Here is a 12979-nt window from a genome sequence, read left to right on the forward strand (position 1 = left end):
ACCGGACGTGGATCCATTAAGCCAGATTATGAAAAAAGCGTGTACCTGAGAATTCCACGCTTTCCCTTTCATGAGAATTGTGGCGATCGTATTAAATACAAAATCTACGTCTCGCATACGGTTTTTTCAACGAATACGAAAGATTGTTGAGTTTTGCGAAGAATTGGTTGGAGGGGATGGCAAACGTTTGCGACTCGGGCCTATATTTGATTCAAGATCGTTGAGAGAGGCGGTCGGATCGAACGGCGGAAGTTGATGGGCAATAACGGGCAATCGCCGACTGGTTATTTTACTGGAATGAATTATGCGTTCGTTTACATGACCCAAGGCGCAGCCACAAGCGGGAATCCGTATATACGGCAGTTTGAAATGCATGGGCAGGCACACGACGGGAAACAGTCGACAGGGAGGATTCCGGAATCGTCTGAAACACATCAACTTCTCGGTGGAAAATTTACCGGGTAGTGGGGGAGGGGGTAAAAGTAAAATATGCCGATTCAATAATCGTTGTCGATTGATTCTTGTTTGTTTTTAATTCGATCGCTCTCTTCCGACGGGTGACGGGGGCGGTGCATTTTAAAAAATTCACCGAATCGTATTCCAGTATTTGCCCTCGGCATTTTGAATGCGTCGAGGAATGGCTGACCTCGGATTGTCCAGTGGTGTTTAGATCGGCGGCAGCATCGGCGCCCCCATGCTGTACGGCAATCCGTGTGGAAGTTCCGAGGGTATGAGATCGGTCGAGATATCGAGTGCGTAACGAATTTTTAATCTCCGTGTTTCGGCGATATACGAGATTGGCGCGCGACCGTCATGATGGTCCGGGCCGATAACCCTGCCAGATGGGGCATCTGGTGTGCATGTAACAATGACAGGAAGGTCGATCATGCAAGAGCTCAACATGCAGGAAGTGAATGCCGTGTCCGGTGCGGGCCTCGAAGGCGCGCTCCTCGGCTTGGTCAATGGTGCCGCGTACGGCTCGACGACCACCGCTGCAGAAGGTGGCTGGGTGACCGGCATGTACGGTAGCGCCGGTCTCGGCGCACCCGCGGCGTCGCTGGCCGGTGCCGTTCTCGGCTACCTTGCCGGTGGCGTCGTAGGAGGCGTTGCCGGCGCCGTCAACGGCTTCTTCGCACCTGGGGTGTAATTGCGGCGGTAAAAATGCCGCAGTAACGGGTCGCCCGGACAGCGCGCGCGTTGTCCGGTTCCACGCCTGCTCCGGCACATACGTTCCGGCCCGCGTCGTCCGTCAACTTCCTTCGAATTTCGTCGTGGGGATGAATTTGCGATGTCGTCGTCGGTTCGTTGGCCGCCCGCGAATTTTTCCTGCCACGGCGGGAGACGCTGGATATGTCGGCCGATAACTGGCGCGGAATGCTTTACTTGTCTGTTATCGAAAGACATTTACCGGAAAGCGGGATCTTATGGCGAGGGATGATCTTTTTCGCCCGGAAGCCCGGGATGCGCAACGCACGTCGACGCTGGGCGAGATCGTGCTGGTGCGCCCGGTGTCGTTCACGTTCCTCACGGCCGCGGCCGTTTGCATGGCGCTTGGCGTGGCATTGTTGTTCGGCTTCGGCAGCTATACGCGCCGCACGACGGTCGACGGCGTGATCGTGCCGGACACGGGGCTTGTCAAGGTGTACCCGCAGCAGCCCGGCATCGTGTTGCGCAAGACGGTGATCGAGGGGCAGCACGTGACGCGCGGGATGGTGCTCTACAGCGTGTCCTCCGATCTGCAGAGCGCCACCGAAGGCCGCACGCAGGCCGCGCTGATCGAGCAGGCGCGCCAGCGCAAGTCGTCGCTGCTGCAGGAGATCGGCAAGACGCGGCAGTTGCAGCAGGACGAGCGCGGCACGCTGCAGGCCAAGCTCGCCAGCCAGCGCGCCGAACTCGCGCGCCTCGACGATCAGCTCGCCAGCCAGCGAGCGCGCACGTCGATTGCCGCCAATGGCGTCGCGCGCTACCAGCGCCTGCTCAAGCAGGACTACATCTCGACCGACCAGTTCCAGCAGCGCGAGGCCGATCTGCTCGACCAGCAATCGAAGCTGATGGGCCTGCAGCGCGAGCGTGCGAATGCGGCGCAGGCGGTGACCGAGACCGCGAACGCACTCGAGAGCCTGGCGCTCAAGCAACAGAACCAGATTTCGCAGATTGAACGCAACGTGATCGACGTCGACCGGGCTCTGGTCGAGAGCGAGGCGAAGCGCGAACTCGTCGTCACGGCGCCGGAGACCGGCGTGGCGACGGCCGTGATCGCCGAGCCGGGACAGATGATCGACGCGACCCACCCGGTCGTGAGCATCGTGCCGGACGGCACGCACTGGCAGGCGCACCTGTTCGTGCCGAGCGCGGCGGTCGGCTTCGTGCATGCCGGCGACGCGGTGCTCGTGCGGTATCTGGCTTATCCGTACCAGAAGTTCGGCCAATACCGCGCCCGCGTGACGTCGATCGCGCGCACCGCGCTGTCGGCCGCTGAATTGTCGACGAGCGGCGTGCCCGCGGCGCGCGACGGCGCGTTTTACCGGATCACCGTCGCGCTCGACGCCCAGCACGTGACGGCCTACGGCAAGCCGCAGCCGCTGCAGGCCGGAATGGCGCTGCAAGCCAGCATCCTGCAGGAGCGCCGGCACCTGTTCGAATGGGTGCTCGAGCCGCTTTACAGCCTCACCGGCAAACTCTGAACGCACCGCACCGATCATGCCCCTTCTCGACCGTCTCTCGTTCGGGCTCGGCAACAAGCTGCCGATGCTCCTGCAGACCGAAGCGACCGAATGCGGGCTCGCGTGCCTCGCGATGATCGCCGGCTACCACGGCCACCACGTGGACGTCGCGACGCTGCGCGGCCGTTTCCCGGTGTCCCTCAAGGGCGCCGGCCTGGCGCGCGTGATCGAAATCGCGCAGCGGCTCGATCTCGGCACCCGCGCGCTGAAGCTTGATCTCGATCAGCTCGGCCAGTTGCGGATGCCGTGCATCCTGCACTGGAATTTCAACCACTTCGTCGTATTGAAGGAAGTGAGCGGCAAGAGCGCGGTGATCCACGATCCCGCGCAGGGCATCCGCAAGGTGCCGCTCGACGTGCTGTCGCGCTCGTTTACCGGCGTCGCATTGGAGTTGTGGCCAACCAGCGGCTTCGAGCCGCGCGAAGCGGCGCCCGCGGTCAAGCTGCGCGCGCTGCTCGGCCCGGTGTCCGGGCTGTCGCGTTCGCTTGTCCAGGTGCTGGTGCTCGCGATCGCACTCGAGGTGTTCACGCTGGTGCAGCCGTTTTTTCTGCAGTGGGTGATCGACGAGGTGATCGTCAGCGCCGACCGCGACCTGCTCACCGTGCTCGCGCTCGGCTTCGGCCTGCTGGTGCTGATGCAGCAGGCGACGAGCGCGATCCGCGGGTGGACGCTGATGTATTTCGGCACGATGCTCAATGTGCAGTGGCGGGCAAACGTGTTTTCGCATCTGCTCGGTCTGCCCGTGCGTTATTTCGAGCAGCGTCATCTCGGCGACGTCGTGTCGCGCTTCGGTTCGATCGACGCGATCCAGCAGACGTTGACCACGTCGTTCCTCAGTGCGGTGATCGACGGCCTGATGACGATCGTCACGCTCGCGATGATGTTCGTCTACAGCCGTGTGCTCGGCTGCGTCGCGCTCGTCGCGATAGGGTTGTACGCGCTGCTGCGCTGGCTCTGGTACCGGCCGCTGCGCCGCGCCACCGAAGAGCAGATCGTGCGGGCCGCGAAGCAGCAGAGCCATTTTCTCGAGACCGTGCGCGGCGTCAAGACGATCAAGCTGTTCAACCGGCAGGACGAGCGCCGCGCGAGCTGGCTGTCCCTGCTGGTCGAGCAGGTCAATGCCGGGTTGCACGTGCAGAAGCTGCAATTGCTCTACCAGCAGCTCAACGGGCTGCTGTTCGGCCTCGAGGGCGTCCTCGTCATCTGGCTCGGCGCGCGGATGGTGATGGACGGCCAGTTCACGGTAGGCGTGCTGATGGCGTTCAACGCGTACAGAGGGCAGTTCGACAGCCGCGTCGGCAGCCTGATCGACAAGTATTTCGAGGTCAAGATGCTGCAACTGCAGGGCGAACGGCTCGCGGACATCGTGTTCGAACGGCCGGAACCCGACGTGGCGCTGCGCCACGTGCCGGGCGAGGCGGACGATCTGTCTGCGAGCATCGAGGTCGACGCGATCGGTTTTCGTTATGCGGACGGCGAGCCGACGGTGCTCGACGGCGTGTCGTTCGCGATCAAGCCCGGCGAATCGGTTGCGCTCGTCGGGCCGTCCGGTTGCGGCAAGACCACGCTCGTCAACGTGCTGCTCGGCGTGCTGGCGCCGACGGCGGGCAAGGTGCGGATCGGCGGGGTCGACCTCGACAGGCTCGGGCTCGACCGGATGCGCTCGCTCGTCGGCACCGTACTGCAGGACGACGTGCTGTTTGCCGGGTCCATCGGCGAGAACATCAGCTTTTTCGATCCGGATGCCGACCCGACATGGATCGCAGAGTGTGCGCAGCTCGCCGCGGTGCATGCGGACATCGCGGCGATGCCGATGGGCTACAACACGCTGGTCGGCGACATGGGAACCGTGCTGTCCGGCGGGCAGAAACAACGTGTGCTGCTTGCTCGCGCGCTCTACAAGCGACCGAAGATTCTCGTGCTCGACGAGGCGACGAGCCACCTCGACCTGCAGCGGGAACAGCAGGTCAACGCCGCCGTGAGTGCGCTGCGGATGACGCGCGTGATCGTCGCGCACCGGCCGGAGACGATCGCGTCTGCCGATCGCGTCGTGATGCTGAACGGCGGTCGAATCGTGCTCGACCGGCCGACGGCTACGCTTGCTCAGGCTGCGACTGCGACTTCGACTCCGACTCCGACTTCAGTCAACGCCCGGACCTCGACCCCATCGCCGACCGTCGCAGGGCAGGTTGGCCGATGAAGCGCATTTTCCTGCTCGCCGCGCTTTTGTGGGTAACCGCCGCCGACGCGGAGACGTTGGACGTGTTTCGCACCGGCGACGACGTGCCGGCCAGTCCATCCGCGCCGATGGTGCGCGACGCATCATGCCGGCCGACGCCGGACGATCGCCCGCTCGAACTCGACGACGCGATCCTGGAAGCGATCTGCGCTCACCCGAGTGCGCGTCGGGCATGGGCGGACGCGCGCGCGCAAGCCGCGGCCGTCGGCATCGCGGAGGCCGCCTACTTGCCGACGCTGAATGCGACAGCCGGCATTCAGCGCAATACGCTGTCGACGACTTACGACTACAGTGCGATCGGTCTCGGCTCGCAAAGTCAGTCGCAGAATTCGAGCAGCAAGTACGGCATGCTCAACCTGAGCTGGGTGCTGTTCGATTTCGGCAAGCGCAGTGCGGGCTTGCGTCAGGCGCGCGCGCTGCTCGCGGCGGCCAACGCGGAGCATGGCGGCGCGCTGCAGACGGTGTTCTTCGACGCCGCGCAGGCGTACTACGCGATGCATAGCGCCCAGGCTTCCGTCGATGCGGCGAAGCAGGCGGAACGCATCGCGCGCGATAGTCTTGCCGCGGCAAGCGCGAAGCATGCCGCAGGCGCCGGTACGCTGAGCGATCAGTTGCAGGCGCAAACGCTGTATAGCCGTGCCGTGCTGGATCGCGTCGGCGCCGAAGGCGACCTGCGCGCGGCAACCGGCGTGCTCGCGGTTGCGATGGGGCGGGAGGCGAACATGCCGGTGCGGATCGCCGCGGAAAAACCTGTCCCGAACGATGCGGCCATCACGCAAGGCGTCGATCAACTGATCACGGAAGCGGCAGCCCGCAATCCGAGGCTTTTGGCGGCACGGGCGAAACTCGACGCGGCGCGCGCGAATGTCGATGCGGCACGCGCACAGCGCCGGCCGACGGTTTCTCTGCTCGGCAGCTATACGCGCAACAATCCGTCGTACCAGCAGCAGCCTGAATCGTTTCCGATCACGCACAGCCATGGCAGCACGATCGGCGTCCAGGTGACCATTCCGTTGTTCGAGGGTTTCGCGTCCGGCTACCGGGTCGAACAGGCGCAGGCGCAAGCCGACGCGCAGGAGGCGGCGCTGCGCGACACCGAGCTTCAGGTGTCGCTCGACGTGTGGAAGTGCTATCAATCGCTGCTGGCCGACACGTCGAATCTGCAGACTTCCAGTGCACTGCTGAGCGACGCGCAGCGCTCGCTCGAGATCGCACGCGGGCGTTACAAGGAAGGCGTTGGCAGCTTCACGGAGTTGCTGAATGCGCAAACCGCGTTCGTCGATGCGCAAAAACAGCGCGTGCTTGCCGTTTCGAAATGGCACACCGAGCGACTCAAGCTTGCGGCCAGTCTCGGAAAGCTGGGGATATGGGCCGAGCAATAGCGTGACTGGATCGTTTTCGCTCATGCCACGACGCCTTCCTTTCACCGGTCGCGCCGCATACGCATACGGCGTGACGGCTTCCGTCTCCTGGCCGATGCGCACGCCGTCGCGCGAGTCGAACACGATCGCGCTGACGCCTTCGACGAGGCCTGTCGGGGAAGTGTTCGTGTACAGGCCGGTCGCGCTCGACGCGCCGATGTAACCCGGCGTCGCCGCTTCCCGTCGGCCGCCGGCCGTTACTGGCCGAAGCGCTGTGTCACGGCGTCCTTCAGCCGCGCGGCGCTCAGCTCGCCCATGTGCGATTCGACGAGTTCGCCTTTCGCGTTGAAGAACAACGTGGTCGGCAGCCCGCGCGAACCATACGCGTGCATCGCGTGCAGCGACGGATCGAGCAGCACGTGATCGAAGCGCAGGCCCTGCTGTTCGAGGAACGCGCGCACGGCTTGCGCATTCTCGCCCTGGTTGAGCATCAGCACCGTGATGCCCGGATGGTCGCGCTGCGCCTGCTCGAGGATCGGCATCTCGCGGCGGCACGGCGCGCACCACGTCGCCCACAGGTTCACGATGACGGGCTTGCCGACGAAGCCCGCCGGCAACACGGGCGTCGCATCGAGCGCCTGGAGCGGCATCGCGGCAAGCGGCGGCGCGCCACGCTGCAACGTCGCCAACGTGCCTTGCGCGATACCCCACGCACCGAGGCCCGCGACGATACCGGCCAGCACCGGCCGACGCAGCGCGGGCAAACGGCGCAAGCGCCAGCCGGCGAACGCCAGCGCGGCCGCGATACCGATGCGCGCATCGAAGCCGCCATCGCCGAGCGCGACGATCGCGCGCGGCGACGCCGCATAGTCGGGCCACCATTGCGCGACATAGCCGACCCGTGCGGCAATCAATCCGAACAGCAGCACGTCGAGGATCAGGCTCGACGCGCTCTTGTGATGCCCGTCCGGCGGACGGCGCTGGATGAAGCGCGCGACGAGCCACGCCAGCAGCGCGGCGACGGCTACCGCGACGACGCGGATCGAGAAGGGACCGATGCTCAGCATGAGATTGGCGGAATGGATTGTGATCGAGCGGGGCAGGAGAGTGAATGGTCCGCCGCGGCGATCGGGCCGTCGACGGTCGTGCGGCGTTTCGACCGGTTGCCGCGTATGGGGGTTCCCGCCGGGAACGTAACGGCGTGTTGCGGATCGCGACAGGCGCACGGGCAACCCAGGCGCGCGTGATGTTCGCGCCAGCGGGCAGCGAATCAGACCGGTCTGATGGTCAGCGGCATCCCGTTCATCAACAATATGCAGGCCGGTCTGGTGTGGTGTCCGCCGGTATCCCGTCCAGGGATCTCTCCTTGACGGCCGCTCCGCTCGCGAGCGGCCGCTTTTTATCGTCATGCGTGCGCGCGTGAATGCCTTGTGGCGGTCGGTGGGCGCGGCCGCGCTCCGATGCATATCGGCCGGTTTAACGGAATAGGAACGCTGCCAGATGCGAGCACAGGGCATTCACTCGCGTGCAACATGAATGACGCGGTAGACGGCGCTGTCGCGTCGTGCGCTCGCCGTTCGTTTGATTCGCTCGCGAGGTGCTTCGTTACCGCACGTTGTCCGCCCCCGCTTCGCCGAGCCGATAGGCGGTAAAGAACTCGTACCACGGCGAGCCTTGCGCGACCGGCACGCCGAGCGCAGCCGTGCGCCGTTTCAGCGCGCCGAATACATCGTTGATGAGCGCGTTCAGCGTTGGGTCGCGGAATGGAACCGGTTGCGTCCGCCCGGCGGCGAATGCGCCGTACGCGATGGCCAGCAGACGTGCGCGGTCATCGGTGTCCGCGATGGCCTTGACGATCGTTTCGACGAAGCGCGGCCGGTCTTCCTCGCGCGCGGCGGACAGGCACAGGAACACGATGGCCGACAGTTCATGCCGGTCTTTCGTTCGCAGCAGCGCAGGCAGCCGTGCAACGATGCGTTCCGCCGGTTCCTCGCGCAGCGCGTCGCCGAAGTCGAGCACGGCGGTCATCGGGTTCGTGTCGGTATTCAGCCGGTCGAGCGCTGGCTGTGAGGAGGACGCGCCATCGGGTATCGAAGGCGGCGCGGCTCGCAACGCATCGGCCACCTGCTGCGCCCATTCCGGAAAGATCATCCGCACGTTGCCGAACTGCTCGCCGCCTTCCGCGGCCGGATTCCATCGATAGACGATCGTGCCGCCGCGAATGAACGGCGAATACAGGTGCTCGGGCGTTTGAGGCAACGGCCGCCGGTTGATCGGCACCCACGTGAGCGTGAGCCAGTCGTAGCGGCCCGTTGCGGGCACGGTGGGGCTCGAGCTCGCGACGACTTGCCACGTACCGCGATTCGCATAGCGGCGGCGCGCGTCGGGTACCGGGACGGTCCGGCCTTTCGCGGTGTCGAAATACGTATCGCCCGTGACGCTCTTGCCGCTGTCGGCGGCCGGCGTGAGGGTCGAGATGACCCACGACGCGCCGTCGGCCGAGCGGTAGTCGGACAGCTTCAGCGTCGCCACGTCGTGCACCATGCGCGTTTCCGCCGCGACGGGGCTGGGCTGGGCATCGGCGAGCGCGGCGAAGATACCTGGCATGAGCTTTCCTCGGATTCGGGTGCGCATCGCCGAACGAGGCGATGCGCAGTGGCACGGGTGGCTGTGTCGTAACTGTAGAACGTCGCGACCGGAAACGGAAACTGGCCAAACGGGGTAGTCGGTACACGCCGCTCGCCGCTTCGGCTTACCATGCGCATCCTGAGCCAACGACGCATACCGGGCGGGAGTACGCATGACCGACACGAAAGCCATGACCGACCACTGGACGCGGGTGGCCGACCAATGGATCGGCTGGGCCGGCAAGCCGGGCCACGATGCGTTCTGGAAATATCGCGCGGGGCTCGCGGCCTGCATCGGTCGCGGCACCGGCGTCGCGCTGGAGATCGGCTGCGGCGAGGGCCGCGTGAGCCGCGAGCTGAAGGCGCTCGGCTACGACGTGACCGCGAGCGACGCGGTGCCCGCGATGCTCCACGCCGCGCGTCACGCGGATTCCGCGCATCGCTATCGGCTGGCCGATGCAGCCGCGCTGCCGTTCGACGCGGCCAGCTGAGTGCGGCCGGGGCTTGGCGGATTGAATTGAGCGGACGTCAGTGTTTCTTGTCGTGGTTTGCCAGCAATTCCGAGCGGCCAATGATCGCTTTCTTGTTATCGGCCTGATCGGCGTCTGAAAAACCGGCGGCCTCAATGACTGGCGTGAGCGCTTTGAGTGCGACCTGCGGTTTGGCGCTGCGGAGCGATCCCATTCCTGCGTTCCATGCGTGCAGCATCTGCTTGGCGATCCAATGCCATCGCGTCTCGTTTTTTGCTGCTTCGACGATATCTTTTCCCGTCGATACGGCGGAGTCGCACAGTGCTTCGACCATCTCACGGTATTGCTTCGGCGGGATGCCCAGACGCGTGTTGAAAAAACGTTCCAGCGTCTTCCCGGGAGCCCACGTTTTTCGGCCGTCGATGCTCAGCCCCGGCGGATTGTTTGCAAAGCGCGGATAAGCCTCCGTGGTGACAATGTCATAGGCGGGCGTGTAGACGACGTCGCCGATGTTCGAGTAGACGAGCGCGATGTTCTTCGCGTGACAGTCCGCGTTGCGCACGACATAGTTGGTGATGAGTTGCCAACCGAGTTGCTCGGCCTCTCGCCGCCAATTGGCAGGACCGATGTAGGGCTTGGTTGCGTTGAGAACCTGTTCGGTCGACGGACGGTACTTCTCATGCGGCGGCAAGCCAAGCAGGCTGCAAGCGTCTTCCAGGCCAAACGCCGGTTTGCCTTGGTCGTCGATGTCGAACCGATCAACGACGAGGACACGGCCGTCGTCCGACATCGTGGTCTTTGCAACTCGCGCGATGCCGAGCCTTGCCAGCACCTGCATCGAGTAATGCTCGTTGAAACCGAGATAGGGTGTTTGCTCGTCGGACCCCTTGATGATGTGTCGGCTCGTGCGTAGTGTTTGCTTGCCCGGCGTTGCCTGAACTGACGGGGACTCCGGCGCGAGGAATTTGGGGACGGCGCCAGAAATTGCCGCGCGCGCGTAGTACCGAACAAGGTCCGCGAAGCGGGCGGTCGTTATGTCTTCGTGCAGCAAGCTTTTCAGGTCGAGCGGATCGAGTTCGCCGCCTGGCGTACCGCCTTCGGGTGTGACGGTGACACGGCCGATTCCGGAGCCGCCGATGATGGCCAGGAGCGAAAGATCGGTTCCGTCGAGATAAGGCCCGAACTCCTCGCGGATCACTTGAAAGAGAAATCCTTCCGGCAGGTTCTGCCGGAAGAAGGGATGCAGGTCGCGAGGCCAAATCCAGGCATCATCGCGAACGGGCATGGTCAAACTGGCAAAATCGGCGTCGAGGGCGTCTGCGGTGTAGCGCAATGCATAGTCGTCCGCCTGGCGATAGAGATGAGCAACGAGTTTGCCCTTGACGTACACGTGAAGCCGCATGATCACGCGTCTCCCATCGTGCGCTGTTCGGCCAGCACGTCGTCCAGCGTGCGACTGTGTCCGCGCTTTACGACGCGCAGGTCGTAGCCGGCAGCTTCGAGAAGACGAACGAGCGCTGATACGCTCATGTCGCCTCGCGCGAGCGTCTCCATGCGTGCAAGCGTCGTACGTGCGACACCGGCGTGCTCGGCTAGTTCTTTCTGTGAAAGTCCCGCGGAATGGCGAACCTCTCTCAGCATTTCTCCTACATCTGCCAATGTCGTCATTTGTAGCCCCTGGGCATCATAAATTGCCAAATTGACTAATATTGTAGCCCTCGTGCCACAAATTCGCATGTTGAAAATTGTGTCCTATGGGCTACAAACCAGGGCCGACAGGCCGCTTTTGTGCCCTTTGGGCTACTGTGCGATGCCTCAACCAGCACCCTTTCACTCTGCTAGACTTTTCGGCCGTCTGTCGCCATCCGGCCGCGCCGGTTTTTCGCGCCATGAACGAACACCACGCACCGAATCCGATCACCGAGGTGCTGCGCGCCTACTGGAAGGCCGATCGCTGGATGTTGCTGACGGTCGCGGCCGTCGTCGTCCTGTCGAGCGCCACCGCCGTTGCCGCGCCCTACCTGTTCTCGCGTCTGATCGACGCGCTGTCGCATCGCGGCGCGCTGCCCGCGCTCATGGCGGGTTTCGTGCTCTACGCGGTGTTGCTGGGCCTGTCCAGCGCGCTGCAACGCGTCGTGCAGTACCTGGCTTTCATGACTTCCGGGAATTTGGGATTCATCACCAGCACGCGCTTTTTCGAGCGCATCCTGAAGAAGACCACGGCGTTCTTCGTCGAGCACAATCCGGCGGAAATCCAGAGCGCGAATACGCGCGGCAGCCGCGCGCTGTCGGTGCTGGTGCAGCTTGCGCTGATGGATTTGATCCCCGGCACGCTGCAGATCGTCTTCACGCTCGTCACGCTCGGCGCACTGATCAACCTCGAAGTGGCGGCCATCACCGCGGCCTATGGCGCGATCGCGGTGACGATCGCGATCGTTTCGGCCCGGCGCTCGCGGGTGTACCTCGATCGCGCGATTGAGGCCGGGCAGGAGAATGCGCGGTTCGTCGGCGGCGCGATCAACGCGATGGAAACGCTCCGGCATTTCGGCAGCCACCGCTGGATGAGCGAGCGTTTCGCGGACAAGGCGCGCGCCGAGCGCGACAACTGGCGCGCCTACGTGATGCAGCATGTAGGCTTCCTTGCGCTGCTGGGGCTCGGCCTCGCGATTCAGTTCTCGGTGACGTTCTGGCTGCTGCTGCCGCGTCATGCTGCCGGCGCGCTGTCGCTCGGCGACCTCGTGCTGTTCAACACGCTGCTGCTGCAACTGAACCTGCCGTTCGACATGCTCGCGCGCTCGATCGACGAGAGTGTGCGCTCGCGCGCGGCGCTCGTGCCGTTCACTGCGCTGTGGACGGCGCCCGAGGAGCGGCAGGTGTCGCACGCGTCGGCGTTCGTGCCGCGCGAAGGGCGCATCGTGTTCGAGCGCGTCGGCTATGCGTACGGCAACGGACGCGGCGTGCGCGACATCGACTTCGTGGCCGAGCGCGGCGGCATCACGTTCATCGTCGGCGAAACCGGCGCGGGGAAGTCGACCGTCTTCAAGCTCGTGCTGAAATCGATCGAGCCGGCCGACGGACGCATTCTGGTCGACGGCATCGATCTCGCGACGATCGACCGCGCCGACTGGTACGGCGCGGTGGCCGTCGTGCCGCAGGACGTCGTGCTGCTGAACGAAAGCCTGGAGGACAACATCCTGCTCGGCCGCCCGCGCGATGCGCAGCGCCTGCGCGACGCGGCCGCGAAGGCCACGATCCTGCCGTTCATCGACGGCTTGCCGGACGGGTTCCGCACGACGGTCGGCGAGCGCGGACTCAAACTGTCTGGCGGCGAGCGTCAGCGTATCGCGATCGCCCGCGCGCTGTACGGCAATCCGACCGTGCTGTTTCTCGACGAGGCGAGTTCCGCGCTCGACGAAGCCACCGAGCGCGACATCATGGAGCACGTGCGGCTGCTGGCCCGCGACGTCACGGTGATCGCGATCACGCACCGGCGCTCGGTCATCGTGCCGACCGACAAGGTCGTGCGGCTCGGCCAGGCACGCCTGCCGGCCTGATGCCG

10 protein-coding genes and 1 pseudogene are annotated in these 12979 nt (G+C 64.5%); 7 read left to right on the plus strand and 4 right to left on the minus strand.

The features are described from left to right. Positions 1 to 886 precede the first annotated feature (886 nt). The 5 genes from HWX62_RS04825 (at position 887) to HWX62_RS33185 (ending at position 6546) form a co-directional block, all read left to right on the plus strand. Positions 887 to 1147: a hypothetical protein gene (locus HWX62_RS04825; RefSeq protein WP_175930296.1), complete on the plus strand. Its 261-nt coding sequence runs from the start codon at positions 887 to 889 to the stop codon at positions 1145 to 1147. 277 nt (positions 1148 to 1424) lie between these two features. Beyond that, complete coding sequence (locus HWX62_RS04830) at positions 1425 to 2684, plus strand: HlyD family efflux transporter periplasmic adaptor subunit (protein WP_175930295.1); 1260 nt, start codon at positions 1425 to 1427, stop codon at positions 2682 to 2684. Between the two features lie 16 nt (positions 2685 to 2700). After that, positions 2701 to 4923 carry a peptidase domain-containing ABC transporter gene (locus HWX62_RS04835; protein WP_175930294.1) on the plus strand — a complete coding sequence of 741 codons (2223 nt, stop codon included), beginning with the start codon at positions 2701 to 2703 and terminating at the stop codon, positions 4921 to 4923. After that, positions 4920 to 6344: a TolC family protein gene (locus HWX62_RS04840; protein WP_175930293.1), complete on the plus strand. Its 1425-nt coding sequence runs from the start codon at positions 4920 to 4922 to the stop codon at positions 6342 to 6344. Before HWX62_RS04835 ends, HWX62_RS04840 begins: the two co-directional genes overlap by 4 nt. Before the next feature lie 70 nt (positions 6345 to 6414). Then, entirely contained in the window at positions 6415 to 6546 is a 132-nt protein-coding gene (locus HWX62_RS33185) for a hypothetical protein (protein WP_279610457.1), read from the plus strand. A gap of 34 nt (positions 6547 to 6580) precedes the next feature. On the opposite strand, the gene HWX62_RS04845 is transcribed toward HWX62_RS33185, so the two are convergent. Then, the gene (locus HWX62_RS04845) at positions 6581 to 7390 is read right to left on the minus strand and encodes a TlpA disulfide reductase family protein (protein ID WP_175930292.1); all 810 of its coding nucleotides are present in this window, start codon (positions 7388 to 7390) and stop codon (positions 6581 to 6583) included. A gap of 538 nt (positions 7391 to 7928) precedes the next feature. Continuing rightward, entirely contained in the window at positions 7929 to 8930 is a 1002-nt protein-coding gene (locus tag HWX62_RS04850; RefSeq protein ID WP_175930291.1) for a hypothetical protein, read from the minus strand. Positions 8931 to 9123: 193 nt separating this feature from the next. Between HWX62_RS04850 and HWX62_RS04855 the strand changes: the two are divergent. Further along, positions 9124 to 9438, plus strand: a pseudogene (locus HWX62_RS04855) (methyltransferase domain-containing protein); the annotation flags it as partial. Positions 9439 to 9478: 40 nt separating this feature from the next. On the opposite strand, the gene HWX62_RS04860 reads toward HWX62_RS04855, so the two are convergent. Then, positions 9479 to 10822 (minus strand): type II toxin-antitoxin system HipA family toxin, encoded by a 1344-nt coding sequence (locus HWX62_RS04860; RefSeq protein ID WP_175930290.1) that lies wholly within the window; start codon positions 10820 to 10822, stop codon positions 9479 to 9481. A gap of 2 nt (positions 10823 to 10824) precedes the next feature. Further along, entirely contained in the window at positions 10825 to 11088 is a 264-nt protein-coding gene (locus HWX62_RS04865) for a helix-turn-helix transcriptional regulator (protein WP_175930289.1), read from the minus strand. Positions 11089 to 11309: 221 nt separating this feature from the next. Between HWX62_RS04865 and HWX62_RS04870 the strand changes: the two genes are divergently transcribed. Beyond that, the gene (locus HWX62_RS04870; protein ID WP_175930288.1) at positions 11310 to 12974 is read left to right on the plus strand and encodes an ABC transporter ATP-binding protein; all 1665 of its coding nucleotides are present in this window, start codon (positions 11310 to 11312) and stop codon (positions 12972 to 12974) included. The last annotated feature ends 5 nt before the right edge of the window (positions 12975 to 12979 follow it).

Source organism: Burkholderia sp. BCC0506 (assembly GCF_902833145.1).
Classification (GTDB): Bacteria; Pseudomonadota; Gammaproteobacteria; order Burkholderiales; family Burkholderiaceae; genus Burkholderia.

Excerpts from the sequence above, each read along its gene's own strand:
- HWX62_RS04845 (WP_175930292.1), bottom strand. The coding sequence starts at position 7,390 with ATGCTGAGCATCGGTCCCTTCTCGATCCGCGTCGTCGCGGTAGCCGTC.
- HWX62_RS04860 (WP_175930290.1), bottom strand. The coding sequence starts at position 10,822 with ATGCGGCTTCACGTGTACGTCAAGGGCAAACTCGTTGCTCATCTCTAT.
- HWX62_RS04825 (WP_175930296.1), top strand. The coding sequence starts at position 887 with ATGCAAGAGCTCAACATGCAGGAAGTGAATGCCGTGTCCGGTGCGGGC.
- HWX62_RS04870 (WP_175930288.1), top strand. The coding sequence starts at position 11,310 with ATGAACGAACACCACGCACCGAATCCGATCACCGAGGTGCTGCGCGCC.
- HWX62_RS04840 (WP_175930293.1), top strand. The coding sequence starts at position 4,920 with ATGAAGCGCATTTTCCTGCTCGCCGCGCTTTTGTGGGTAACCGCCGCC.
- HWX62_RS04835 (WP_175930294.1), top strand. The coding sequence starts at position 2,701 with ATGCCCCTTCTCGACCGTCTCTCGTTCGGGCTCGGCAACAAGCTGCCG.
- HWX62_RS04865 (WP_175930289.1), bottom strand. The coding sequence starts at position 11,088 with ATGACGACATTGGCAGATGTAGGAGAAATGCTGAGAGAGGTTCGCCAT.
- HWX62_RS04830 (WP_175930295.1), top strand. The coding sequence starts at position 1,425 with ATGGCGAGGGATGATCTTTTTCGCCCGGAAGCCCGGGATGCGCAACGC.
- HWX62_RS04850 (WP_175930291.1), bottom strand. The coding sequence starts at position 8,930 with ATGCCAGGTATCTTCGCCGCGCTCGCCGATGCCCAGCCCAGCCCCGTC.